The following is a 21,808-nucleotide window of genomic DNA, read 5'->3' on the forward strand; positions in this document are numbered from 1 at the left end:
TTCGACTGCGCCGGAAGTGGGGCGAATTATAGACTTCCAGAATCTGCCGTCAACCCTTAATTCAGCTTTTCTATCAATCCATCCCCACAATCACGGAATTCGTCTATATAGGAAGGAACCCTTAACTAACTGAGCAATATATTGCTCAACGCTTGACAGTTAAGCATCATAGCCACTCGGTTTCTTTCAATACGACCTCGGACGAATACCCTCAATGACCACTTCCCCGCGTAGCCTGGCTTCGACACTGTTTCCGGTCGGCCTGCTACTCATTGCCATGGCCTCTATTCAATCAGGCGCCTCACTCGCCAAAAGCATGTTCCCCATCGTGGGCGCCCAGGGCACCACCACCCTGCGCCTGATTTTCGCCAGTGTGATCATGCTGCTCCTTTTACGCCCATGGCGCGCCAAGCTGACAGCCAAGTCGTTGCAGACGGTGATCGTCTACGGGATGGCGCTGGGGGGAATGAACTTCCTCTTCTATATGTCGCTGCGCACCGTTCCGCTGGGAATTGCAGTAGCCCTCGAATTCACCGGCCCACTGGCAGTCGCCATCTACGCTTCGCGACGCGCCGTAGACTTTCTCTGGATAGCCTTGGCGATTGTCGGACTTCTGCTATTGATCCCAGTGGGCGAAGCCAGCAGCGGCATTGACCTCACAGGCGCCGCCTATGCACTCGGCGCAGGTGCGTGCTGGGCACTCTACATTCTGTTTGGCCAAAAGGCCGGCGCCGACAATGGCGTTCAGACTGCGGCCCTCGGCGTAATGATTGCAGCGTTGTTTGTTGCACCGATAGGTATCGTCCACGCGGGCGCCGCACTCCTCACACCCTCGCTGATCCCGATCGCCATTGGTGTCGCGGTTTTATCCACCGCCCTGCCCTACACCCTGGAGATGGTCGCCCTGACTCGCCTGCCAGCCCGCACGTTCGGAACCCTGATGAGCATCGAACCCGCGTTCGGCGCCCTGTCCGGGCTGTTTTTCCTTCAAGAGCACTTGTCCCTGGCGCAATGGCTGGCCATCACCTGCATTATCCTGGCCTCGGTGGGTGCAACCCTGACCATGCGTAACGAATCAAAACCACTCGTTCCAGCCGATTGATTCAGGATTTGACGTAGCTATGGCATTTGCCGCTCAATTAGGCCATGTTTAGGTCGTAACCCAGTGTCATTCATGGAGATTTTCGATAAGGACATCATGAACGCTACACTCGAGAGCGAGCAAAGCCAGCTTCGTGCACTTAAGCGAGGCGGCTATTAAGGATAGTAATGAAGCGAATTTTGATGCTGTTCATGATTGTGGCAATCGCAGGTTGTGCCGCGACCACCAAGACCGAAGTAAAACGGGGAAAGAAGGGCCTGCATATCAACTGCTCAGGCCTGTCCTCTTCCTGGGACCAGTGCTACGCCAGTGCAGCTAATTCGTGTGGCGCCAAAGGCTATAAAGTCATCGCCAAGTCGGGGGACAACGCCGAAGACCCAGGCGACTACCCGTTCGGTCTTAACCCCGCCGGCTACACAAGCCGAAGCATGATTGTCATCTGCAAGTAACTGTCGATGACCTCACAGCCTCGACAGCTGCTGGCTGAGCACCTCGTAGTTCGATGACAGGACCTGTGCCTGCACCTGCGGGTCGACCATCATCCGCGCCACCACCAGGGCGCCGATGCATTGCGACAGAATCGACCACGCCAGGGCCTCGCTGCCCAGTGTTGCTGCCCACCCCACCTGCAATCGGCAAATCCAGTCCTGCGCCTGTTGACGAACGGCCACATCAGATCGCGCAATCTCCGCCCCCAGGCTCGGCAACGCACATCCGGCTTCGGATTGCTCCACATGGGCCATGCTCAGGTAGAACTTCAAACAGCGATCCAGCCGCTCACGGCTTTGCACCCCGTCGCCATTCAATCGCTCAAGGCTGTGGCTCAATTCACGCTCGACAATCGAACTGAACAATTCATCCTTCGAAGCGAAGTGGCTATAAAACGCACCGCCACTCAAGCCAATGGCCTTCATCAAGCCATCCACCCCGACACTGGCAAAACCCTCTTTCTTCGCCAGTGCCGCACTGCTGTCCAGAAGCTTTTCCCTAGTTTGCTGCTTGTGACTAGCCGAATATCGCATCGCTTCCTCCACTGTGCTGTCAGCTTGACGCCTGCTGGATCGTAGCATAACGTTCGTTTGGCAAACGATCGTTTACTAAAGGATCTCCCATGACGAACAACAAGAAAATCGTACTGGTAGTGGGTGCCGGCGATGCCACAGGTGGTGCCATCGCCAAGCGTTTCGCCCGTGAGGGTTACGTCGCCTGCGTCACCCGGCGCAGCGCCGATAAACTGCAACCCTTGGTGGATAGCATCCACGCAGCAGGTGGCGAGGCGCATGGCTTTGCCTGCGATGCCCGCAAGGAAGAAGACGTTATCGCGCTGATCGAGCGGATTGAAACCGAGCTGGGCCCCATCGAAGCCTTCGTGTTCAACATCGGCGCCAATGTGCCGTGCAGCATCCTGGAAGAAACCGCCCGCAAGTACTTCAAGATTTGGGAGATGGCCTGTTTCTCAGGCTTCCTCAACGCGCGGGAAGTGGCCAAGCGCATGGTCACCCGTAACCGCGGCACCATCCTGTTTACCGGTGCCACGGCCGGGTTGCGTGGAGCCGCCGGCTTTGCCGCGTTCGCTGGAGCCAAACACGGGATCCGTGCACTGGCGCAAAGCATGGCTCGCGAACTGGGCCCACGGAATATCCACGTCGCCCACGTCGTCGTGGATGGCGCCATCGACACCGACTTCATCCGCGACAACTTCCCGCAAAAATACGCCCTCAAGGATCAGGACGGCATTCTCAATCCGGACCACATCGCCGATAACTATTGGTACCTGCACAGCCAGCCCCGGGACGCCTGGACCTTCGAGCTGGACCTGCGCCCCTGGAATGAACCCTGGTAAGCGCGCCCCATAACAATAAACTGCGAGTATCCAGCATGAGTAAAACAGTAGAATTTTTCTTCGACCTCGGCAGCCCTGCCACCTATCTGGCCTACACCCAACTTCCAGGCCTGTGCGCTGCAACCGGCACCCAGCTGATTTACAAGCCAATGCTGCTGGGCGGGGTGTTCAAGGCCACCGGCAATGCATCACCGGTCACCATTCCCGCCAAAGGCCGCTACATGCTGCAGGACCTGGCGCGCTACGCCCAGCGCTACAACGTCCCGCTCACGTTCAACCCACACTTCCCCATCAATACATTGACGCTGATGCGCGCTGTCACCGGTGTCCAAATGCGCCAACCCGAGCGTTTTCAGGATTTCATCGATTGCCTGTTCCGTGCCCTTTGGGTAGAAGGCCGTCACCTGGGTGATCCTGCTGTGGTGGCTGCGGTGCTGGCTGAACACGGCTTTGATCCCGAAGCAGTCCTCGCGTTGACGAATGACGATGCCGTCAAGGCCACCCTCAAGGACAATACCGAGCACGCCATCCAGCGCGGCGTATTCGGGGCACCTACGATGTTCGTCGACGACCAGTTGTTTTTCGGCCAGGACCGCCTGGAGTTTGTCCGCGAAGCGCTGAGCTAGATTTCAATCACCAGACGCCCTTGAGCGCCGCCGGCGAGTAACTCGCAGGCGGCGTTTGCCGAGTGCAGGTCGAATTGACGCCCGTCGAGAATCGGCGTGAGCTTCCCGTCATCAATCAACTGCGCCGCCTCGGCAAGGATCTGCCCGTGGTGCTCCCGCCCCTTGCCCGTCAGCATCGGCAGCAGGGTAAACACCCCGGAGTAAGTCGCCCCGCGAAACGACAACGGCGCCAGGCTATGAGAACCCCAGCCAAGACAACTCAGCACATGCCCGTGATAAGTCCTGGCCGCCCGGAAGGATGCATCCAGCGTCGGCCCGCCCACCGTGTCATACACAATGTCAAAACCTTCGCCCGCCGTGTGCAAGGCTACATACTCCTCGACGGTGTGCTGTTGGTAGTCGATAAACGTAGCGCCCAGCCCCTCGATCAACGCCCGCTGCCTGGCTGAACCGGTCGCAAACACCTCGGCGCCAAATGCATTAGCCACTTGCACGGCGACATGTCCTACACCACCCGCACCGCCCTGAATCAGTACTTTATGCCCCGGGCCTACATGCGCACGGTCCACCAGCCCTTCCCATGCGGTGATCAGCACCAGCGGCAATGCCGCGGCTTCGCGCATGCTCAGGGTCACGGGTTTTCTCGCCAGCAAGCGCGCATCCACCACGGCAAACTCCGCCAACGAACCCTGGAGGCCGCCCACTCCCGTCGCCAGGGCGTACACCTCGTCGCCCGCCTTCCACTCGTTAATACCCGGGCCCACCGTCTCGATGATCCCCGCCAAGTCCAAGCCAATCACAGCCGGCAACGGCTGACGGGCATGGGCCGCCTCGCCTGCTCGAATTTTCCCATCCAACGGGTTGAGGCCACTGGCCTTGATCCTAACCAGCACCTCACCATCCCCAGGCGTCGGCCTTGGAATCGTTGCCAGCCGTAACGGCCCATTCGCCACATCCACCACCAGGGCGTGCATTTGAGTTGTATCAGTCATGGTCGCGATCTCGATTCATCAGGAAGTGATCACCATGATGTGCCCGGCCATTCATGCCGATAAGACGCCAAACGGCTATAGTGACCATGCTCATTTGGCATGAATCGGTAGCTCCATGGATAAGCTCAACGCAATGGCCATTTTCGTTCGAGTGATCGAGCGCGGGAGTTTCTCTGCGGTTGCCCGGGAGTTGCAGACCACTCAGCCCACTATCAGCAAAGTACTGCGTGCACTGGAGACAGAACTGGGCGGCAAGCTGATTTCCCGCAGCACCCGCAAACTCTCCCTGACAGACGAAGGCCAGCGCTACTACAGCCATTGCCGACAAATCCTCGCGGCGGTGGATGCTGCAGAACACAGCTTCCAGTCCGGCAAGGAGGCTGTCGCCGGTCCGTTACGCATTGGGTCGTCGGTGAGCTTCGGTCGCCTGCACATCGCCTCACGCCTGGCGGGATTTCTCGATCGATACCCACAGGTACAGGTTGACCTGCAACTGAGCGATCAAAATCAGGACCTGGTCAGCGAAGGCCTGGACGTTACCCTGCGCATCGGCGAGTTGCGCGACAGCGGCCTGATCGCCCGGCAGATCGGCACTACTCACCGGGTCACCCTCGCCAGTCCGGCCTATCTGGCCAAACACCCGGCGCCGCAAACACCGCAAGAGCTGGCCCGGCACAATTGCCTGCTGTTCAACCTGCTCAGCAGCCAGAACCAATGGGTCTACGAAAAGGACGGGACGCGGCACAGCGTCAAGATCAAGGGCAACGCCCAGAGCAATAACTCCGAGGCTATACGCGAGATGGTATTGGCGGGGCACGGCATTGCACTGTCGCCCCTGTGGTTGTTCTTTGATGACCTGAAGGCCGGCCGGGTGGTCGCCTTGCTGCAGGACTACACCCCGCAGTCGCTGCCGATTCATGCCGTTTCGGCACCCAATCGCCGCCAGTCCGCCCGGGTCAAAGCGTTTATCGACTACATGGCCGATGCCCTGACCCAGGCGCCCGAACTGCAGCCCCTCAGATAGCGGCCGTACGCACCTGCAACCATTCCAGTGCCGCGCCACTGAGCAGCGGGCTCAGGCGCTCAAGGACTTGCGCGTGGTAATCGTTGAACCACTGGCGTTCTTCCACCGTCAGCAACGACGGCTCCAGGCAACGGGTGTCGATCGGGCACAGTGTCAGTGTCTCGAACTTGAGGAACTCGCCAAACTCGGTCTTGCCCGCTTCACGGTTCAACACCAGGTTCTCGATGCGCACACCCCAGCGGCCCGGACGGTAAGTGCCGGGCTCGATGGAGGTAATCATGCCTGCCTGCATTGCCGTTTGCGGCGCCGCGACGGCTTGGTACGCGATCACCTGCGGGCCTTCATGCACATTGAGGAAATAGCCGACGCCATGACCGGTACCGTGGCCGTAGTCCACACCCTCGGCCCAGATCGGCGCACGGGCGATGGAATCCAGCAGCGGCGAAAGAATGCCCTTGGGGAAATGCGCGCGGGACAAGGCAATCACACCTTTGAGCACCCGCGTGCAGTCGCGCTTCTGCTCTTCGCTTGGCGTCCCGATAGGCACCATCCGCGTGATATCGGTCGTGCCGCCCAGGTATTGGCCACCCGAGTCGATCAGCAGCAAGCCATCGCCCTCGATCAGCGCGTGTTCTTCTTCAGTCGCGTGATAGTGCGGCATCGCGCCATTGGCGTTGAATGCGGCAATCGTATTGAAGCTCAGCGACACATAACCCGGACGACGGGTACGCGCTGCCGTCAGGTGCTCATCAATGGTCAGTTCGGTGATGCGCTCACGGCCCAACGCGCTGTCGAGCCAGGCGAAGAATTCACACAGGGCCGCGCCATCCTGCTCCATGGCCTGGCGAATGTGCTCGGCGTCCGCCAGGCTCTTGCGCGATTTGGCCAAGGTGGTCGGGTTAAGCCCCTCGATAAGCGTGACGCCACTGCCCAGGTTTTCCAGCAAGCCGGCGGTCACCCGGGCCGGGTCGACCTGCACACTCGCGCCCGAAGGAATGTCCTTCAACGCCGCTGCGACTTCGCTGTAATCGCGCAGGGTCACGCCATCCTGTTCCAGCACCGCGCGAAGCTCGGCGTCGACTTTGCTCAGGGCCACAAACAGCGTCGCCTGCTGCTGGCCGATCAAGGCAAACGAGACAAACACCGGGTTGAACGAAACGTCGCCACCCCGCAGGTTAAACAGCCAGGCAATGTCATCCAGGGTCGCGATGAAATGCCAGTCGGCCCCCTTTTCCTTCAAGCTGGCACGCAGGGCTGCGAGCTTCTCGCCACGGCTGACGGTGGCCTGGGGTGGCAGATGTTGATAGATCGGTTGGTTCGGCAAGGTTGGACGGTCTTGCCAGACTTCATTCAACAAGTCGATATCCGTGCGCAAGCGTGCACCACGTGCCTCCAGCTTGCTGCCCAGGGTGCGCGCCGAGGCCACGGCCATGACCGCACCATCAACGGCCACCACGCCGCCTTCCGGCGTTTGCTCCGCGAGCCATTCCAGCGGCCCGGGCTGGCCGGGTTGCAGCTTGACCAACTCGATGCCACTGCCCTTGAGCTCCTTGGTCGCCTGTTCCCAATAGCGGCTGTCTGCCCATACACCGGCAAAATCCGCAGTAACAATCAGCGTGCCCACCGACCCATGGAAACCCGACAACCACTGACGGCCCTGCCAGTAACCCGGCAGGTATTCGGACAAGTGCGGGTCCGCCGACGGCACCAACAGGGCATGAATGCCCTCGCGGCTCATCAGTTCGCGGGTGTGCGCCAGGCGCTGGGGAACCGTTCCATGGGTCAAAGGCTGTGTGCTCATCGTGTCTCCTGCTAACCACTAATAATTGTTATGGGGTCAAACGGCCCAGAACGCCGGTGCGCTGGCCAGTGCCGCCTTGATCAGCTGTACCGCCTGATCGATATCCTGCTCGGTGGTAAACCGCCCGAGGCTCAAGCGAATGGTACGACCTGCGCTGCGGGCATCATGGCCCAGCGCCAGAAGCACATGGGACGGTGCATTGCTCGCCGAATTGCAGGCCGAAGTGGCCGAGAAGGCAATGCCCGCGCTCAAGGCGGCGGAATTGAACTCGCCTTCGCTGAACGTCAGGCTCAGGGTGTGGGGAATGCGTTGGGTAAGGCTGCCATTAAGGCGCACCCCGGCAATTGTATTCAGCCGTTCCAGCAGGCGCTCGCGCAAGGCAACGATGGTCGCCTTTTCTTCAGCAAAGGACGCTGCCGCCAGGGCAAACGCGGTGCCCATGCCGGCAATCTGGTGAGTTGCCAGGGTGCCCGAACGCAAACCACCTTCATGGCCACCGCCGTGAATCTGCGCCAGCACTTTCTGCTGCGCACGTGGGCCGACGTACAACGCGCCGATACCCTTGGGACCATAGAGTTTGTGTGCGGAAAATGACATGAGGTCCACTGGCCATTCGGCCAGGTCAATCTCGACCTTGCCTGCGCCCTGCGCCGCATCCACGTGAAACAGCGCGCCATGCTCGCGCACGCGTGCGCCAATCGCCCGGATATCGTTAAGAGTGCCCAGCTCGTTGTTCACCAGCATCAGCGACACCAGGAAGGTGTCCTCACGCAATGCTTCGCTCACCGCCTCGACACTGATCAAACCCTCGGCGTCCGGCACCAGGTACGTCACGGCAACCCCGGCTTCCTGCAACTGGCGAGCGGTGTCGAGCGTGGCCTTGTGTTCAATCTGGCTGGTGATGATGTGCCCGCCGGCCACGCCGCGCGCCTGGGCAACGCCCTTGATGGCGAGGTTGTTGGACTCGGTGGCACCGGAGGTCCAGACAATCTGTGCCGGCTCGGCGCCGACCAACTCAGCCACCTGGCCCCGTGCCCGCTCAACCGTTTGCCGGGCCTGTTGGCCGAACGCGTGGGAACTGGACGCAGGGTTGCCGAAGTTGGCATTGAAGCCCAGACACTCAACCATCACCTGGATGACCCGCTCATCCACCGGCGTGGTGGCGGCGTAGTCGAAATACAGCGGACGTTTATTCATGACGTTAAAGACTCGCAGAGCAGGTTCCCGAGAACAACGTCTCAGGGGCCGCAATCAGGAAGGAAGATGGTTTACCTGATCCCGTGCCGTTAAAGAAAGACCACTTTATTTAAAAGTGCGTAGGAACGCTCCTGAAATTCAGCTTAACAGGCTCCGGGAAACGGATGGCAAACAAAAAGCCCGAGGTTCCTGTGGGAAACCTCGGGCTTTTCAGACCTCGCCACTGACTCAACTGGGGCGACCGTGCAGCGTCATGCTGCGCTCGGCATTCATCTCACCCTGACGGTCGAAACCGAAGGTGTTCCGTGGCTGGCCGGTCAGTTCGGCTTTCTTCTGTTGGTATTCATCAAATGACAGGCCTCGACGGCTCAGGGCTTCAAGCGCCAGTTCCTTGCTCTCCTCGGCCGAGTAGCCACGCAGTTCGGGCGACGAATGCGTCGCACAACCGGCAAGGACTGAGGTGACAAGCAATACGGAAATGGCGAGAAAACGGTTCATGGCGAAGGTCCTGCGAAACGGGCTGAAGTCAATGAGTACAGGCTACTCCCGCCCCTGCACGGTGAAAAATCATCAGCCGTGATAGTCGCTATCAACCTTTGCGACACTTCTGATAGTCGCGCCTTATATTCCATGTAGGTCTATAAATATGGAAATACGTTCATTTACGGAATAAACACAACCCTCTATAAATGGCCTCAACACTCACGCCACTGTTCGCCTGGCAACTGTTGCCCAGGCAACAGTCATTCAACAAAACACCAGGCAGACAACACCACCATTTTCCAACACCTGGCACAGAGGCCACGCCAGTCAAGGGCTGCACAGCTTGGTACAGCTCTTGCTCAAGCCCTGCTACTGCTCTTGCCCTGAGCCACTGTTGAAAAAGGAACTGTTGATGACCCGTCCACTGAATGTCGTTGCCCTCTCCGGCGGAACCTGGCGTCCGTCCCGCACCCTGGTGTTGACCCAGGCGGTGCTGGCCGAACTGGCCGATCAATTGCCGATCCAGGCCACCCTGATCGAACTGGGCGACATTGCCCGGCCGCTGGGCGGCGCACTGTCGCGCCAGGAATTGCCCGCCGACGTCGAAGCGCAACTGCAGGCCATCGAACAGGCCGACCTACTGATCGTTGCCGCGCCGGTGTATCGCGGCTCCTACCCCGGCCTGCTCAAGCACCTGTTCGACCTGGTCGACCTCAACGCCCTGATCAACACCCCGGTGTTGCTGGCGGCCACCGGCGGCAGCGAACGCCACGCCCTGGTACTCGATCACCAGTTGCGCCCGCTGTTCAGTTTCTTCCAGGCCCTGACCTTGCCCATTGGCGTGTACGCCACCGAGGCCGATTTCACCGATTACCACATAACCAGTGAGCCCTTGAAGGCCCGCATTCGCCTTGCTGCAGAACGCGCCGCGCCGTTGTTTGCCGCGCATCCCACCTCTCTGCTGAAAATCGCTTAAGGATTTGTCATGGATGTTTTCTGGTTTCTGCCTACACACGGTGACGGCCACTACCTGGGCACCACCCAGGGTGCTCGCCCGGTCACCCTCAACTATTTGAAACAAGTCGCCCAGGCCGCCGACAACCTCGGCTACCACGGCGTGCTGATTCCCACCGGCCGCTCCTGCGAAGACTCCTGGGTGATTGCCTCGGCGCTGGTGCCGTTGACCGAACGCCTGCGTTACCTGGTGGCGATCCGCCCGGGGATCATCTCGCCAACCGTCTCGGCCCGCATGGCCGCCACCCTCGACCGGCTGTCCAATGGCCGCCTGTTGATCAACGTGGTGACCGGCGGCGACCCCGACGAAAACCGCGGCGACGGCAGCTTCCTCGATCACAGCGAACGCTACGAAGTGACCGACGAATTCCTCAAGATCTGGCGCCGCGTGCTGCAAGGCGAATCGGTGGATTTCGAAGGCAAACACCTGCGCGTGCAGAACGCCAAGGCACTTTACCCACCGGTGCAGAAGCCATATCCACCGCTGTACTTCGGCGGTTCCTCGGACGCTGCCCACGACCTCGCCGCCGAACAAGTCGACGTGTACCTGACCTGGGGCGAACCACCGGCCGCCGTCGCCGAGAAACTCGCCGACGTGCGTGAGCGCGCCGCCCGCCACGGGCGCACCGTCAAATTCGGGATTCGCCTGCATGTGATCGTGCGCGAAACCGAAGAAGACGCCTGGAAAGCCGCGGCCAAACTGATCGAGCACATCAGCGACGAAACCATCGCCGCCGCGCAAAAATCCTTCTCGCGCTTTGACTCCGAAGGCCAGCGGCGCATGGCCGCCCTGCACGACGGGCGCCGCGACAACCTTGAGATCGCCCCCAACCTGTGGGCCGGCGTCGGCCTGGTACGTGGCGGCGCGGGCACGGCCCTGGTGGGCAACCCTCAGCAAGTCGCCGAGCGCATCAAGGAATACGCAGACCTGGGCATCGAAAGCTTCATCTTCTCCGGCTACCCGCACCTGGAAGAGGCGTATCGCTTTGCCGAACTGGTGTTCCCGCTGCTGCCGGAACCCTACGCCAGCCTGGCCGGGCGCGGCGTCACCAACCTCACCGGACCGTTCGGCGAAATGATTGCCAACGACGTCCTGCCGGCAAAAGCCAAGGCCTGACCTGCCGTCTGCCGGGGCACGCCCCGGCACACCATGAGGAATACCGCGTGACAGCCAAACCCAACAGCGTCCTGCCCTCACCCTTGCAGACCGCCAAACTGCTGGCCGCCGAATTTGCCCTCACTGCCGTCGAACGCGACGAGCGCGGCGGCACACCGAAGACCGAACGTGACGCCCTGCGCCAAAGCGGCTTGCTGGCCCTGAGCATTCCCACCCAATACGGCGGCCTCGGCGCCCGCTGGAGCGAAACCCTGGAGATCGTGCGCGAATTCGCCAAGGTCGACAGCTCCATCGCCCACGTCTTCGGTTTTCATCACCTGATGCTCGCCACCGTTCGCCTGTTCTCACGCCCGGAGCAATGGCAACCCTGGTTCGAACAAACCGCGCGCAAGAACTGGTTCTGGGGCAACGCCCTCAACCCGCTGGACACGCGCACGGTGGTCAAAGCCTACAACGGCTGGCGCGAATTCTCCGGCAAGAAGAGCTTTTGCTCCGGAGCCAGCGACTCGGAAATGCTGATCGCCTCGGCGGTGGATGAAAGCGCCGGCGGCAAGCTGCTGATCGCGGCCATCCCCAGCGGGCGCAGTGGCATCACCCTGCACAATGACTGGAACAACATCGGCCAGCGCCAGACCGACAGCGGCAGCGCCAGCTTCGAACGGGTACGCGTGGAAGAGTCGGAATTGCTCCTCGATCCCGGCCCGCTGAGTACGCCCTTCGCCTGCCTGCGCCCACTGATCGCTCAACTGACCTTCACCCACATGTTCCTCGGCATCGCCGAAGGCGCGTTTGCCGAAGCCCGGAATTACACCCTGACCGAAACCCGGCCCTGGCATAAATCCACGGTGCAGGACATTCGCCAGGACCCGTACGTGCTCAACCACTACGGCGAATTCTGGGTCGCGCTGGAAGGCGTGCGCCTGCTGGTGGAACGCGCCGCCGAACTGCTGGACCAGGCCTGGGCCAAGGGCCCGAGCCTCAGTGAAAGCGAGCGCGGCGAGCTGGCCATCGCCATCGCCACGGCCAAGGTCGCTGCCACCCGCAACGGCCTGGAGCTGTGCAGCCGCCTGTTCGAAGTCACCGGCGCGCGCTCCACTCACGCCTCGCTGCGCCTGGACCGGCACTGGCGCAACCTGCGCACGCAAACCTTGCACGACCCGGTGGACTACAAGCTCCACGAACTGGGGGACTGGGCGTTGAACCAGTCCCTGCCGATTCCCACGTTCTACTCCTAGAAGAGGTGCCCATGCAGCTTTTAACCTTACCGCCCTCGCCCGCTCTTGCGACCTCGATCCGCGCCACGGCCCAGGTCTTCGAAGACCCCAAATCCCAGGCGCTGCTGGCGCACATCCAGCAAGTCGCGCCCAGCGAAGCCAGCGTGTTGATCATCGGCGAAACCGGCACCGGTAAAGAGCTGGTGGCGCGCCATATCCACAACCTCAGCGCCCGGCGCAACCGGCCCTTCGTGGCCGTGAACTGCGGCGCGTTTTCCGAATCCCTGGTGGAAGCCGAGCTGTTCGGCCATGAAAAAGGCGCCTTCACCGGCGCCCTCAGTGCCAAGGCCGGCTGGTTCGAAGAGGCGGACGGCGGCACCTTGTTCCTCGATGAAATCGGTGACTTGCCGATGGCGATCCAGGTCAAGCTGCTACGGGTACTGCAGGAACGCGAAGTGGTGCGCCTGGGCTCACGCAAAAGCATTCCCATCGACGTGCGGGTATTGGCGGCCACCAACGTTCAGTTGGAGAAAGCCATCAATGCCGGGCATTTCCGCGAAGACCTGTACTACCGCCTAGACGTGGTCAGCCTCGAACTCAGCCCCCTGCGGGATCGGCCCGGTGACATCCTGCCACTGACCCGGCATTTCATCGAAGCCTACAGCCAGCGCCTGGGTTACGGCCCGATCACCATCAGCCGCGAGGCCGAGCAAAAGCTCAAAAGCTACAGCTGGCCGGGCAACATCCGCGAGCTGGAAAACGTGATCCACCACACCCTGCTGATCTGCCGCAACGGGGTGATCGAGCGCGACGACCTGCGCCTGTCGAACATGCGCATCGAGCGTCAGGACGACAGCCAGCACGGCACCGACAACAGCGCCGAAGCCCTGCTGGAACGCGCCTTTCAAAAGCTCTTCGAGGAACAGGCCGGGGCCCTGCATGAAAAGGTCGAGGATGCGCTGCTGCGCGCCGCCTACCGCTTCAGCCATTACAACCAGGTGCACACCGCCAACCTGCTGGGCCTGAGCCGCAACGTGACCCGTACCCGTTTGATCAAGATCGGCGAGCTGGCGGTGAACAAGCGACGCCCCGGCGAAAACGTACAGGGCGAGCGCATGCTGCACCTGTCAATTTAGGCGGCAGTGCAGAGCGTTGTCATGGCTGCGCTCGATGCTGCGCAGCACCTGGAACGAACCGAAGGTCACAGCCGTGGCCTGGTGGGCGCGTATCAGCGTCCAGAAATCTTCCTCACCGTGCTCAAAACACTTGAAGGCCGCTTCCCCCTCCTCGCGGGAGCGCCATTGCAGGTAGCTGAGCACCCGGCGTCCATCATCGCTGACCTGCACGCTGGCATTGATAAAGCCACCATGGCCCTGGGCCAGGCGCTCGCTTTGCGATGACAGGGCCGCTACCAACGCGGATTGCTGCTGAGGCTCGATGTGAAATTCGACCATCTGGGTAAAACTCAGACTCTTCTCTAATACCTGCATGAACATTCCCCCCTCACTGTAGGCACAATCTTGCGATTCGATGCCACGCAGGGTAAAACCTCTAGTTAAGTCAAGGTCAAGGGCTTTTTCATGGTCACCAAAGAACTCACCGTCGGCCAATTGGCAGCCCGCAGTGGCGTGGCGGTTACCGCGCTGCACTTTTATGAAACCAAGGGATTGATCAAGAGCCACCGCAACGCCGGCAACCAGCGGCGCTATCCGCGGGATGTGCTGCGCCGGGTGGTGGTGATCAAGATTGCCCAGCGTTTGGGCATTCCCCTGGCGACGATCCATGACGCGCTGCAAACCTTGCCCGATGGCCGCACGCCCAACGCTGCCGATTGGGAGCGCCTGTCTGCGCTATGGCGTGAGGACCTGGACCAGCGCATCGAAAAACTGATGTTGCTGCGGGATAAACTCAACGGCTGTATTGGCTGCGGGTGCCTGTCGCTGGAGGCGTGCCCGCTGCGCAATCACGACGACGTACTGGGTGAGCGCGGGCCTGGGGCACAACTCTTGGAGCCGTCCACATAATGGCGGGGTAAAACTCGATCAATGTGGGAGCGGGCTTGCTCGCGAAAGCGGGGTGTCAGTCGCCAGATGCAGTGGCTGATCCACCGCCCTCGCGAGCAAGCCCGCTCCCACACAAGCCCGCTCCCACATTTTGATCGCCGTCAGACTTAGAATCCCGGGGCAATCTGGCCTTTATAGCGGGTCAGGATGAACTGGCGCACTTCATCGGAGTTCAACGCCTTGGCCAGTTTCTGGATGCCAGGGTCATTGATGTTGTCCGGGCGCGCGACCAGGTACTCCACGTACAGGCTCTTGCCCTTCTCGACGATCAACGCGCTGTTGGTGTCGATCCCTGCTTCCAGGGCGTAGTTGGCAAACACGAACGCCAGGTCCACCTGGCTCACCGAGCGGGCCAGCAACGCACCTTCCAGTTCACGAATTTTCAGGTGCTTGGGGTTTTCAACGATATCCCGCGGCGTGGCAAGGGTGTTGCTCGGGTCCTTGAGCTTGATCAGGCCGGCTTCGTCCAGCAGCACCAAGGCGCGGCCAGTGTTGACCGGGTCGTTGGGGATCGACACTGTCGCGCCGTCTTTCAACTCCGAGATATTTTTGATCTTGGTCGAGTACGCGCCGAAAGGCTCGATGTGCACACCGACCACCGGCACCAGGTTGGTATTCCGGGTCTTGTTGTAGTCATCCAGGAATGGCCGGTACTGGTAGTAGTTGGCGTCGATGTTCTTCAGCGCCAGTTGCTGGTTGGGCTGGATGAAATCGGTGAAGACCTTGATTTGCAGGTCCACGCCTTCCTTGGCCAGCACCGGCTTTACGAACTCGAGGATCTCGGCGTGAGGCACGGGCGTGGCGCCGACGACCAGCGTCTCGTTGGCAAAGGCATTGAAGGACAAGACAGCGGCCAAGATGGCCAGGGATTTTTTCATGGTTGCTCCGAAGGCATTAGTTATAGGAATCAACGGCGGCTGTAATGCGCCACCAAACGGTCACCGGTCATCTGCAGGGCCTGCACCAGCACCAACAGCAGCAACACGGTGACCACCATCACGTCGGTCTGGAAACGCTGATAGCCGTAGCGGATAGCCAGGTCGCCCAGGCCACCGCCACCAATCACCCCGGCCATGGCGGTGTAGTCCACCAGCACAATCGCGGTGACAGTGACCGCTGCCAGCAGCCCGCCCCGGGCTTCCGGCAACAGCGTGTGGCGGATCACCTGCCAGGTGCTGGCGCCCATGGATTGGGTGGCCTCCACCACGCCACGGTCGACTTCGCGCAAGGCGGTTTCCACCAGCCGCGCAAAGAACGGCGTACAGCCCACCACCAACGGCGGAATCGTACCGGCCACGCCCAGGGAGGTGCCCACCAGCAGGGTGGTCACCGGGATCAGCACAATCAGCAGGATGATGAACGGCAGCGAGCGCAGCACGTTGACCACCACCGACAGCGCCCGATACACCACTAGGGTTTCGTGCAACTGGCGCTTGCCGGTGAGGAACAACAGCACCCCCAGCGGCAACCCCAGCAGCACGGTAAAACCCAGGGCCGCGCTGAGCATGCTCAGGGTTTCCAGGCAGGCTTGGCCGATGTCGGCCCAATAGATGTTTTTAAACAGCTCGGCCATGGGTCAAGACCAATCGTGACGCGGTGGCTTGGCGCCGTTGAGCAGCCAGTTGCCCACCACGTGATACTTCCAGCGCACCGGGTCATGCAGGGTATGCACCCGTGCATTGCGCCAGTGACGGTCGAAGTTGTGCTTCTTCAGGGTGGAGCGGGTGCCGCCGAGTTCGAAGAGCTTGTTGCTGGCTTCAATGGCGATTTCAGTGGTCAGTACCTTGGCTCGCGCGACAGCCAGGGAGGCGTGGGCAACGTTGTCTTCATCGGGTGCCGGGCGCGCGGCGTCCAGGGCCTTTCCGGCCCGCTCCAGCAAGGCTTCCGCCGCTTCCAGGCGAATATCCAGCGCGCCGACCTGGATGATAGTCAGCGGGTCTTCACTGGCGTTTTCCACCCCGGCATCGATCCATGGACGGGCGAATTGCCGGACGAACTGCACCGTGTCACGCAACGCGGCACGGGCGATGCCGGCGTCGATGGCGGCGGTGGTCAATTGGGCGAAAGGCCCGGCCAGGGTCGGCGAATCGTAGGAGCGATGGGTAGGAAACAGATTGAACGCCGGCACCTTCAAGCCTTCGGCCAGCACCGTGCCGCTGGAGGTGGTGCGTTGGCCCATGCTGTCCCAGTCGTCGACCACCACCAGGCCTGCGGTGCCGCGCGGCACGAACGCCAATTGCGCATTCTGCTGTTCATCCAGCGCCAGCACCGCCAGCCAGTGGGCATACAGCGAACCGGTGCAATAACCCTTGCGACCGTTGATCACATAGCCATCGCCTTGCCGGCGAATGGTCGCCTGGATGTCCTGGACGTTCTTGCCGCCGGTTTCCGACAGCGCATTGGCAAACCGATGCCCTTCCAGCGCCAGGCCAAAAAAGTACGCCTGCTGCTCGGGCGTGCCTTGCAGGCGGATATCTTCCAGCAGGCAGTAATGGTTCTGCGGGATTTGCCCCAGCGAAGGGTCGGCCGCCGAGATAATCGCAATCACCTGGGCCAACACCGCGTATGACACCTGGGCACCACCAAACTCGCGGGGCACGCTGATGCCCCACAGACCGCTGTTGGAATACAGGTCGACGACCTCCGCAGGCACCTGGCGGGTGCGATCGCGCTCGGCGTCCTGTTCCAGCAACACGGCAGCGACTCGGCGGGCAACGGCCAGTGCGTGGGCCTCGTCGCGGATCAACTCGGCGTGGGGCGTGTGAATCGGGTAATCGGCAGATACAGGCAGTACAGACATACAACGCTCTCGGGCGAATGGTTTGCCAGAGGCATTGCAGCTTCTGTGCCTGAGGCGCCTGGCCTTCAAACACAAGGGTTTGCTCCCGATATACGCGCGGCAGACCGCCCTTGGCGCAGCAAACTGCCGGTTTGCTGTTGCCTGGGCAACACCTCGTCGGCTGCCCGCAAGCCACGGCGCACGTGGCCTATAGTGAAAAAGCCGTCCCTCCACAACCACCATCAAGGAGAACGATATGAGCGTCAAACCCATTCCCGAGGGCTACCACAGCATCACGCCGTACCTGGGCATCGACAAAGCCGCTGAAGCCATCGAGTTCTACAAACGAGCCTTTGGTGCCACCGAAGTCATGCGCCTGGACATGCCCGACGGCAAGATCGGCCATGCCGAACTGCGCATTGGCGATTCGGCGATCATGATGGCCTCGCCCTGTGGCGAAATGTCGTTCGGCAGCCCGGGAAAAGAACACCCCAGCGTGTGCCTGCATCTCTATGTGCAGGACGTCGACCAACAGTTCGCCCAGGCCATCAAGGCCGGCGGCACGGCGATTTCAGAACCCAAGGATCAGTTTTACGGTGACCGTTCCGGGACGCTGAAAGACCCCTTCGGGCATGTGTGGTTCCTGGCCACGCGCAAGGAGGACTTGACCGAGGCGCAAGTTCGCCAGCGGGCCGAGGCGTTGTTCAAGCAAGGATGAAGTCACCTGGGCGACGCAACCCAACGGTAGGAACTGGCTCGCCTGCGATGGCATCACCTCGGTGCGACTGATACACCGAGTTGCCTGCATCGCAGGCAAGCCAGCTCCCACCGTTGACCTGCACTGCCTGAAAGATCGGGCTTCAACACACTTCATGAACAACCCCTCCACGCTTTCCCCCTTGCCCCGGGCGCCGTGTGATTTCAGGATGCAAGCAATCATCACAAGGAGTCATTCCATGTTCGCCGGATTCCAAAAAGACCAGCGCCACGTCAACGGTGTGGACATCAGCTACCGCAAAGGCGGCGCGGGTCCCGGCCTGCTCCTGCTGCACGGGCACCCGCAGACCCACGTCATCTGGCACAAGGTCGCCGAGCAACTGGCCGAACACTTCACCGTGGTCGCCGCCGACCTGCGCGGTTATGGCGACAGCAGCAAGCCCGCCGCCATTGACCATCACACCAATTATTCAAAACGCGAAATGGCCCGCGACGGCGTCGAGCTGATGAAGGCGCTGGGCTTCGACAAGTTCTCGGTGCTGGCCCACGACCGTGGCGCCCGCGTCGCCCATCGCCTGGCTCTGGACCACCCCAAGGCCGTGCAGCGCATGGTGCTGCTGGACATCGCACCAACCCTGTCCATGTACGCCCAGACCGACGAAGCCTTTGCCCGCGCCTACTGGCACTGGTTCTTCCTGATCCGCCCGGCGCCGTTGCCCGAGAGCCTGATTGAAGGCAACCCGGAACTCTACCTGCGCAGCGTCATGGGCAGCCGCAGTGCCGGGCTCAAGCCGTTCACCGATGAAGCCTTCGCCGAATACCTGCGTTGCCTGAAACTGCCCGGCACCGCCACCGGGATCTGCGAGGACTATCGCGCCGCCGCTGGCATCGACCTTGAGCACGACCGCGCCGATATCGACAAGGGCAACCACCTGGAGTTGCCGCTGCTGGTGATGTGGGGCGCCGAAGGCACCGTCGGGCGCTGCTTCGAACCCCTCAAGGAATGGCAGAAAGTCGCGACCGACGTACGTGGCAAGGCCCTGCCGGCCGGCCACTACATCGCAGAAGAAATCCCTGAAGTGCTGCTCGGCGAAGTCCTGACCTTCCTTCGCTGAGCCTTTATGAACCGCTGACCTGACCGATCCCGCCCCGCAGGCTTGAAACAGCCTGCGACGGGATCTGCTTGCCCAAAAAACGTCTCGAGATAATAAAAATGACAATCAGAAAACTGCTGGGAACCCTGTATGTGCAGGTGATCATCGCCATTGTGCTGGGCGTGTTGATCGGCAACCACTGGCCTCAGGTGGGCATCGACCTCAAGCCGTTGGGCGACGGGTTTATCAAGCTGATCAAGATGATCATCGGCCCGATCATCTTCTGCACCGTGGTCTCCGGCATCACCAGCATGCACGACGTGAAGCAGGTGGGCCGCGTCGGCGGCAAGGCGCTGCTGTACTTTGAGATTGTCTCCAGCATCGCCCTGGTAATCGGCATCCTCGCCGCGCACCTGCTGCACCCCGGCGTGGGTTTCAATATCGACGTGAAGACCCTCGACACCTCCGCCATCGCCGGTTTTGTCGGCCAGGCCGAACACGGCGAAGGCGTCACCGGGTTCCTGATGCATGTGATCCCCACTACCTTCTTCGACGCCTTCTCCAAAGGCGAAATCCTCCCGGTACTGTTTGTGTCGGTGCTGTTTGGCCTCGGGCTGGTGATGATCGGCGAGAAGGGCCGGCCCCTGGTCGGCGTGATCAACCAGGCCAGCGAAGTGTTCTTCCGCATCGTCGGGATGATCAGCCGCGTCGCGCCGATCGGGGCCTTCGGGGCCATCGCCTTCACCATCGGCAAATACGGCCTGGGCTCGCTGCTGCCGCTGTTGAAACTGGTGGGCACGTTCTATGTCACCGCGTTTTTCTTCGTCGCCGTGGTGCTGGGCAGCATCGCCCGGTATGTGGGGTTCAGCATCTTCAAGCTGCTGACCTACATCAAGGCTGAACTGTTGATCGTGCTGGGCACCAGCTCCTCCGAATCGGCCCTGCCGCAACTGATCCAGAAACTTGAAAGCCTTGGCGCGTCCAAAGGCGTGGTGGGGATCGTGGTGCCCACCGGCTACACCTTCAACCTGGACGGCACCAACATCTATATGACCCTGGCGGTGCTGTTCCTGGCCCAGGCGACCAATATCGACCTGACGCTGGAGCAACAACTGACCCTGCTGGCGGTGGCGATGCTTACCTCAAAAGGCGCCGGGGCGGTGGTGGGCGCAGGTTTTGTCGCGCTGGCCGCCAGCCTCGCGGTGGTGCCGACGGTGCCGGTGGCGGCGATGGTGCTGATCCTGGGTGTGGACCGGTTCATGGCTGAATGCCGCTCACTGACCAACATCATCGGCAATGCCGTGGCGGCGCTGGTGGTGGCTGCGTGGGAAGGTGAACTGGATCGCGAGAAAATGGCGCCCATCGCCCTCAAGCACGGCCGCCATGCACGGGCCGCCGCCCAGGCGAAGATCGCCGCCGAGTAACCCTTAAACACCAATCCCCTGTGGCGAGGGAGCTTGCTCCCGCTGGGCTGCGCAGCGGCCCCAAGATCTTTGGGAGCGCTACGCACTCCAGCGGGAGCAAGCTCCCTCGCCACAGCAAGCTCCCTTGCCACAGAAGCTCCCTTGCCACAGCAAGCTCCCTCACCACAGAAACTCCTTCGCCATACCGGTGCTATTCTGGCGGTTCATGCCGCCATGCCTGTTTCTGATGAACAACAAGAAAGATACCGTGCCCCTACCTGAAGACCTGCGAGTATTCCTGACCGTGATCCGCAAGGCCGGCTTTGCTGCGGCTGCCGACGAGCTGGGTTTGTCCCCGGCCTACGTCAGCAAGCGTATCCAGATTCTCGAAACCACCCTCGCCACCCGCCTGCTGCACCGCACCAGCCGCCGTATCGCCCTGACCGAAGATGGCGAGCGCGTGCAGCGCTGGGCCGTGCGGATTCTCGAAGACTTCCAGCAGTTGTCCGACGAGCTTTCCGACGCCCACGACAGCCCGCGCGGCCACCTGCATTTGTGCAGCAGCTTCGGGTTCGGCCGTAACCATGTGGCACCGGCCTTGTCGCTATTGGCCGAACAATACCCGGACCTGGAGATTCGCCTGGACCTGTTCGACCGGGTGGTCGATATCGTCAGCGAGGGTTTCGACCTGGAGATTCGCGTGGGCGACGACATCCCCGGGCAACACATCGGTCGCCGGCTGGTGAGTAACCGGCGGGTGCTGTGTGCGGCGCCCGCCTACCTCGAACGCCGTGGTGTGCCGCAGCACTTGAGCGACCTGGAACAGCACGACTGCCTGGTGCTCAAGGAGCGCGACAACGCGTTTGGCATCTGGCACCTGGAGCGCGATGGCGTGCAGGACAGCGTGCGCGTGCGCGGGCCGTTGTCGTCGAATAACGGCGAGATCGTTTTGCAATGGGCCCTGGACGGGCGCGGCGTGTTGCTGCGTTCGATGTGGGATGTGAAGCCGCTGCTGGAGCAAGGGAAACTGGTGCAGGTGCTGCACGACTACACCCAGAGCGCCAACGTGTGGGCGGTGTACCCGACGCGGCTGGCCTACTCCGGGAAGTTGCGGGCGTGTGTGGAGTTTTTGCAGGAGCACTTCAAGGGGTTGTCGATTTAGCGTGCCGGGTTTGAGTACATATCCGTTGCTGCGGTAACGGCCGCTGACGGTTCTGCTCTTACAGCGGCCTACCGGCCGGCTTGAGTGTTGTAGAGCAAAAAGCCAAATCAAAAGCGGGCACGGTCCAAATGTGGGAGCGGGCTTGCTCGCGAAGGTCGTTAACGATGACGCGGGCAT

At 61.3% G+C, this 21,808-nt stretch carries 23 protein-coding genes; 14 read left to right on the forward strand and 9 right to left on the reverse strand.

The window, feature by feature from the left end; genetic code table 11:
• Positions 1-214: 214 nt before the first annotated feature.
• Positions 215-1,102 carry a threonine/homoserine exporter RhtA gene (gene rhtA / locus AC3WKX_RS31210; protein WP_003210146.1) on the forward strand — a complete coding sequence of 296 codons (888 nt, stop codon included), beginning with the start codon at positions 215-217 and terminating at the stop codon, positions 1,100-1,102.
• A 167-nt stretch (positions 1,103-1,269) separates the two neighbouring features.
• Positions 1,270-1,551 (forward strand): hypothetical protein, encoded by a 282-nt coding sequence (locus AC3WKX_RS31215; protein WP_003210144.1) that lies wholly within the window; start codon positions 1,270-1,272, stop codon positions 1,549-1,551.
• A 12-nt stretch (positions 1,552-1,563) separates the two neighbouring features.
• Here AC3WKX_RS31215 and AC3WKX_RS31220 read toward each other — a convergent pair whose 3' ends face one another.
• Positions 1,564-2,124 (reverse strand): TetR/AcrR family transcriptional regulator, encoded by a 561-nt coding sequence (locus AC3WKX_RS31220; protein ID WP_003210141.1) that lies wholly within the window; start codon positions 2,122-2,124, stop codon positions 1,564-1,566.
• Positions 2,125-2,213: 89 nt separating this feature from the next.
• Between AC3WKX_RS31220 and AC3WKX_RS31225 the strand changes: the two genes are divergently transcribed.
• Positions 2,214-2,945: an SDR family oxidoreductase gene (locus tag AC3WKX_RS31225; protein WP_003210139.1), complete on the forward strand. Its 732-nt coding sequence runs from the start codon at positions 2,214-2,216 to the stop codon at positions 2,943-2,945.
• A 35-nt stretch (positions 2,946-2,980) separates the two neighbouring features.
• Positions 2,981-3,571, forward strand: coding sequence for a 2-hydroxychromene-2-carboxylate isomerase (locus AC3WKX_RS31230; protein ID WP_102606179.1), 591 nt, complete (start codon positions 2,981-2,983; stop codon positions 3,569-3,571).
• Here the strand turns inward: AC3WKX_RS31230 and AC3WKX_RS31235 are convergent.
• On the reverse strand, positions 3,568-4,563 hold the full coding sequence (locus AC3WKX_RS31235) for a zinc-dependent alcohol dehydrogenase family protein (RefSeq protein WP_102606180.1): 996 nt from the start codon (positions 4,561-4,563) through the stop codon (positions 3,568-3,570). The two genes, AC3WKX_RS31230 and AC3WKX_RS31235, sit on opposite strands and share 4 nt — an antisense overlap.
• A gap of 115 nt (positions 4,564-4,678) precedes the next feature.
• On the opposite strand from AC3WKX_RS31235, the gene AC3WKX_RS31240 reads away from it, so the two are divergent.
• Positions 4,679-5,587 (forward strand): LysR family transcriptional regulator, encoded by a 909-nt coding sequence (locus AC3WKX_RS31240; RefSeq protein WP_102606181.1) that lies wholly within the window; start codon positions 4,679-4,681, stop codon positions 5,585-5,587.
• Here the strand turns inward: AC3WKX_RS31240 and AC3WKX_RS31245 are convergent.
• The 3 genes from AC3WKX_RS31245 to AC3WKX_RS31255 all read right to left on the reverse strand — a co-directional run bounded on the left by AC3WKX_RS31245 (position 5,580) and on the right by AC3WKX_RS31255 (position 9,083).
• Positions 5,580-7,388 (reverse strand): aminopeptidase P family protein, encoded by a 1,809-nt coding sequence (locus tag AC3WKX_RS31245; protein ID WP_008430859.1) that lies wholly within the window; start codon positions 7,386-7,388, stop codon positions 5,580-5,582. The genes AC3WKX_RS31240 and AC3WKX_RS31245 overlap by 8 nt on opposite strands.
• A gap of 36 nt (positions 7,389-7,424) precedes the next feature.
• Positions 7,425-8,585, reverse strand: a complete 1,161-nt coding sequence (locus AC3WKX_RS31250; RefSeq protein ID WP_102606182.1) for a cysteine desulfurase family protein — start codon at positions 8,583-8,585, stop codon at positions 7,425-7,427.
• 228 nt (positions 8,586-8,813) lie between these two features.
• Positions 8,814-9,083: a hypothetical protein gene (locus AC3WKX_RS31255; RefSeq protein ID WP_008430855.1), complete on the reverse strand. Its 270-nt coding sequence runs from the start codon at positions 9,081-9,083 to the stop codon at positions 8,814-8,816.
• Between the two features lie 397 nt (positions 9,084-9,480).
• Between AC3WKX_RS31255 and msuE the strand changes: the two genes are divergently transcribed.
• Genes msuE through AC3WKX_RS31275 form a run of 4 tightly spaced genes read left to right on the forward strand, consistent with a single transcriptional unit; the run spans position 9,481 to position 13,549 of the window.
• Positions 9,481-10,044 carry an FMN reductase gene (gene msuE / locus AC3WKX_RS31260; protein ID WP_003210131.1) on the forward strand — a complete coding sequence of 188 codons (564 nt, stop codon included), beginning with the start codon at positions 9,481-9,483 and terminating at the stop codon, positions 10,042-10,044.
• 9 nt (positions 10,045-10,053) lie between these two features.
• The gene (gene ssuD / locus AC3WKX_RS31265) at positions 10,054-11,199 is read left to right on the forward strand and encodes an FMNH2-dependent alkanesulfonate monooxygenase (protein WP_003210130.1); all 1,146 of its coding nucleotides are present in this window, start codon (positions 10,054-10,056) and stop codon (positions 11,197-11,199) included.
• A 47-nt stretch (positions 11,200-11,246) separates the two neighbouring features.
• Complete coding sequence (locus AC3WKX_RS31270; RefSeq protein ID WP_003210129.1) at positions 11,247-12,434, forward strand: acyl-CoA dehydrogenase family protein; 1,188 nt, start codon at positions 11,247-11,249, stop codon at positions 12,432-12,434.
• An 11-nt stretch (positions 12,435-12,445) separates the two neighbouring features.
• Entirely contained in the window at positions 12,446-13,549 is a 1,104-nt protein-coding gene (locus AC3WKX_RS31275) for a sigma-54 interaction domain-containing protein (protein ID WP_003210127.1), read from the forward strand.
• Here AC3WKX_RS31275 and AC3WKX_RS31280 read toward each other — a convergent pair.
• Positions 13,541-13,903, reverse strand: a complete 363-nt coding sequence (locus tag AC3WKX_RS31280) for an antibiotic biosynthesis monooxygenase (protein WP_032898632.1) — start codon at positions 13,901-13,903, stop codon at positions 13,541-13,543. The two genes, AC3WKX_RS31275 and AC3WKX_RS31280, sit on opposite strands and share 9 nt — an antisense overlap.
• Positions 13,904-13,993: 90 nt before the next feature.
• On the opposite strand from AC3WKX_RS31280, the gene soxR reads away from it, so the two are divergent.
• The gene (gene soxR / locus AC3WKX_RS31285) at positions 13,994-14,437 is read left to right on the forward strand and encodes a redox-sensitive transcriptional activator SoxR (RefSeq protein ID WP_008430848.1); all 444 of its coding nucleotides are present in this window, start codon (positions 13,994-13,996) and stop codon (positions 14,435-14,437) included.
• Positions 14,438-14,583: 146 nt separating this feature from the next.
• On the opposite strand, the gene AC3WKX_RS31290 is transcribed toward soxR, so the two are convergent.
• The 3 genes from AC3WKX_RS31290 to AC3WKX_RS31300 are packed head-to-tail and all read right to left on the reverse strand — an operon-like array spanning position 14,584 to position 17,276.
• Complete coding sequence (locus AC3WKX_RS31290) at positions 14,584-15,354, reverse strand: MetQ/NlpA family ABC transporter substrate-binding protein (protein ID WP_003210120.1); 771 nt, start codon at positions 15,352-15,354, stop codon at positions 14,584-14,586.
• A 29-nt stretch (positions 15,355-15,383) separates the two neighbouring features.
• Entirely contained in the window at positions 15,384-16,049 is a 666-nt protein-coding gene (locus tag AC3WKX_RS31295) for a methionine ABC transporter permease (protein WP_008430846.1), read from the reverse strand.
• A 3-nt stretch (positions 16,050-16,052) separates the two neighbouring features.
• Complete coding sequence (locus AC3WKX_RS31300; protein ID WP_087695269.1) at positions 16,053-17,276, reverse strand: SfnB family sulfur acquisition oxidoreductase; 1,224 nt, start codon at positions 17,274-17,276, stop codon at positions 16,053-16,055.
• A gap of 235 nt (positions 17,277-17,511) precedes the next feature.
• On the opposite strand from AC3WKX_RS31300, the gene AC3WKX_RS31305 reads away from it, so the two are divergent.
• The 4 genes from AC3WKX_RS31305 to AC3WKX_RS31320 all read left to right on the forward strand — a co-directional run bounded on the left by AC3WKX_RS31305 (position 17,512) and on the right by AC3WKX_RS31320 (position 21,631).
• Complete coding sequence (locus AC3WKX_RS31305; RefSeq protein ID WP_003210114.1) at positions 17,512-17,973, forward strand: VOC family protein; 462 nt, start codon at positions 17,512-17,514, stop codon at positions 17,971-17,973.
• 238 nt (positions 17,974-18,211) lie between these two features.
• The gene (locus AC3WKX_RS31310; protein WP_003207296.1) at positions 18,212-19,087 is read left to right on the forward strand and encodes an alpha/beta fold hydrolase; all 876 of its coding nucleotides are present in this window, start codon (positions 18,212-18,214) and stop codon (positions 19,085-19,087) included.
• Between the two features lie 98 nt (positions 19,088-19,185).
• Positions 19,186-20,490, forward strand: coding sequence for a C4-dicarboxylate transporter DctA (gene dctA / locus AC3WKX_RS31315; protein WP_003207293.1), 1,305 nt, complete (start codon positions 19,186-19,188; stop codon positions 20,488-20,490).
• Positions 20,491-20,716: 226 nt separating this feature from the next.
• Positions 20,717-21,631, forward strand: coding sequence for a LysR substrate-binding domain-containing protein (locus AC3WKX_RS31320; RefSeq protein WP_173883068.1), 915 nt, complete (start codon positions 20,717-20,719; stop codon positions 21,629-21,631).
• Positions 21,632-21,808: the final 177 nt, after the last annotated feature.

Source organism: Pseudomonas sp. GP01-A4 (assembly GCF_058780865.1).

Coding starts and splice junctions, on each gene's coding strand:
- rhtA (WP_003210146.1), top strand. CDS start 215: ATGACCACTTCCCCGCGTAGCCTGGCTTCGACACTGTTTCCGGTCGGC.
- AC3WKX_RS31215 (WP_003210144.1), top strand. CDS start 1,270: ATGAAGCGAATTTTGATGCTGTTCATGATTGTGGCAATCGCAGGTTGT.
- AC3WKX_RS31220 (WP_003210141.1), bottom strand. CDS start 2,124: ATGCGATATTCGGCTAGTCACAAGCAGCAAACTAGGGAAAAGCTTCTG.
- AC3WKX_RS31225 (WP_003210139.1), top strand. CDS start 2,214: ATGACGAACAACAAGAAAATCGTACTGGTAGTGGGTGCCGGCGATGCC.
- AC3WKX_RS31230 (WP_102606179.1), top strand. CDS start 2,981: ATGAGTAAAACAGTAGAATTTTTCTTCGACCTCGGCAGCCCTGCCACC.
- AC3WKX_RS31235 (WP_102606180.1), bottom strand. CDS start 4,563: ATGACTGATACAACTCAAATGCACGCCCTGGTGGTGGATGTGGCGAAT.
- AC3WKX_RS31240 (WP_102606181.1), top strand. CDS start 4,679: ATGGATAAGCTCAACGCAATGGCCATTTTCGTTCGAGTGATCGAGCGC.
- AC3WKX_RS31245 (WP_008430859.1), bottom strand. CDS start 7,388: ATGAGCACACAGCCTTTGACCCATGGAACGGTTCCCCAGCGCCTGGCG.
- AC3WKX_RS31250 (WP_102606182.1), bottom strand. CDS start 8,585: ATGAATAAACGTCCGCTGTATTTCGACTACGCCGCCACCACGCCGGTG.
- AC3WKX_RS31255 (WP_008430855.1), bottom strand. CDS start 9,083: ATGAACCGTTTTCTCGCCATTTCCGTATTGCTTGTCACCTCAGTCCTT.
- msuE (WP_003210131.1), top strand. CDS start 9,481: ATGACCCGTCCACTGAATGTCGTTGCCCTCTCCGGCGGAACCTGGCGT.
- ssuD (WP_003210130.1), top strand. CDS start 10,054: ATGGATGTTTTCTGGTTTCTGCCTACACACGGTGACGGCCACTACCTG.
- AC3WKX_RS31275 (WP_003210127.1), top strand. CDS start 12,446: ATGCAGCTTTTAACCTTACCGCCCTCGCCCGCTCTTGCGACCTCGATC.
- AC3WKX_RS31280 (WP_032898632.1), bottom strand. CDS start 13,903: ATGCAGGTATTAGAGAAGAGTCTGAGTTTTACCCAGATGGTCGAATTT.
- soxR (WP_008430848.1), top strand. CDS start 13,994: ATGGTCACCAAAGAACTCACCGTCGGCCAATTGGCAGCCCGCAGTGGC.
- AC3WKX_RS31290 (WP_003210120.1), bottom strand. CDS start 15,354: ATGAAAAAATCCCTGGCCATCTTGGCCGCTGTCTTGTCCTTCAATGCC.
- AC3WKX_RS31295 (WP_008430846.1), bottom strand. CDS start 16,049: ATGGCCGAGCTGTTTAAAAACATCTATTGGGCCGACATCGGCCAAGCC.
- AC3WKX_RS31300 (WP_087695269.1), bottom strand. CDS start 17,276: ATGTCTGTACTGCCTGTATCTGCCGATTACCCGATTCACACGCCCCAC.
- AC3WKX_RS31305 (WP_003210114.1), top strand. CDS start 17,512: ATGAGCGTCAAACCCATTCCCGAGGGCTACCACAGCATCACGCCGTAC.
- AC3WKX_RS31310 (WP_003207296.1), top strand. CDS start 18,212: ATGTTCGCCGGATTCCAAAAAGACCAGCGCCACGTCAACGGTGTGGAC.
- dctA (WP_003207293.1), top strand. CDS start 19,186: ATGACAATCAGAAAACTGCTGGGAACCCTGTATGTGCAGGTGATCATC.
- AC3WKX_RS31320 (WP_173883068.1), top strand. CDS start 20,717: ATGAACAACAAGAAAGATACCGTGCCCCTACCTGAAGACCTGCGAGTA.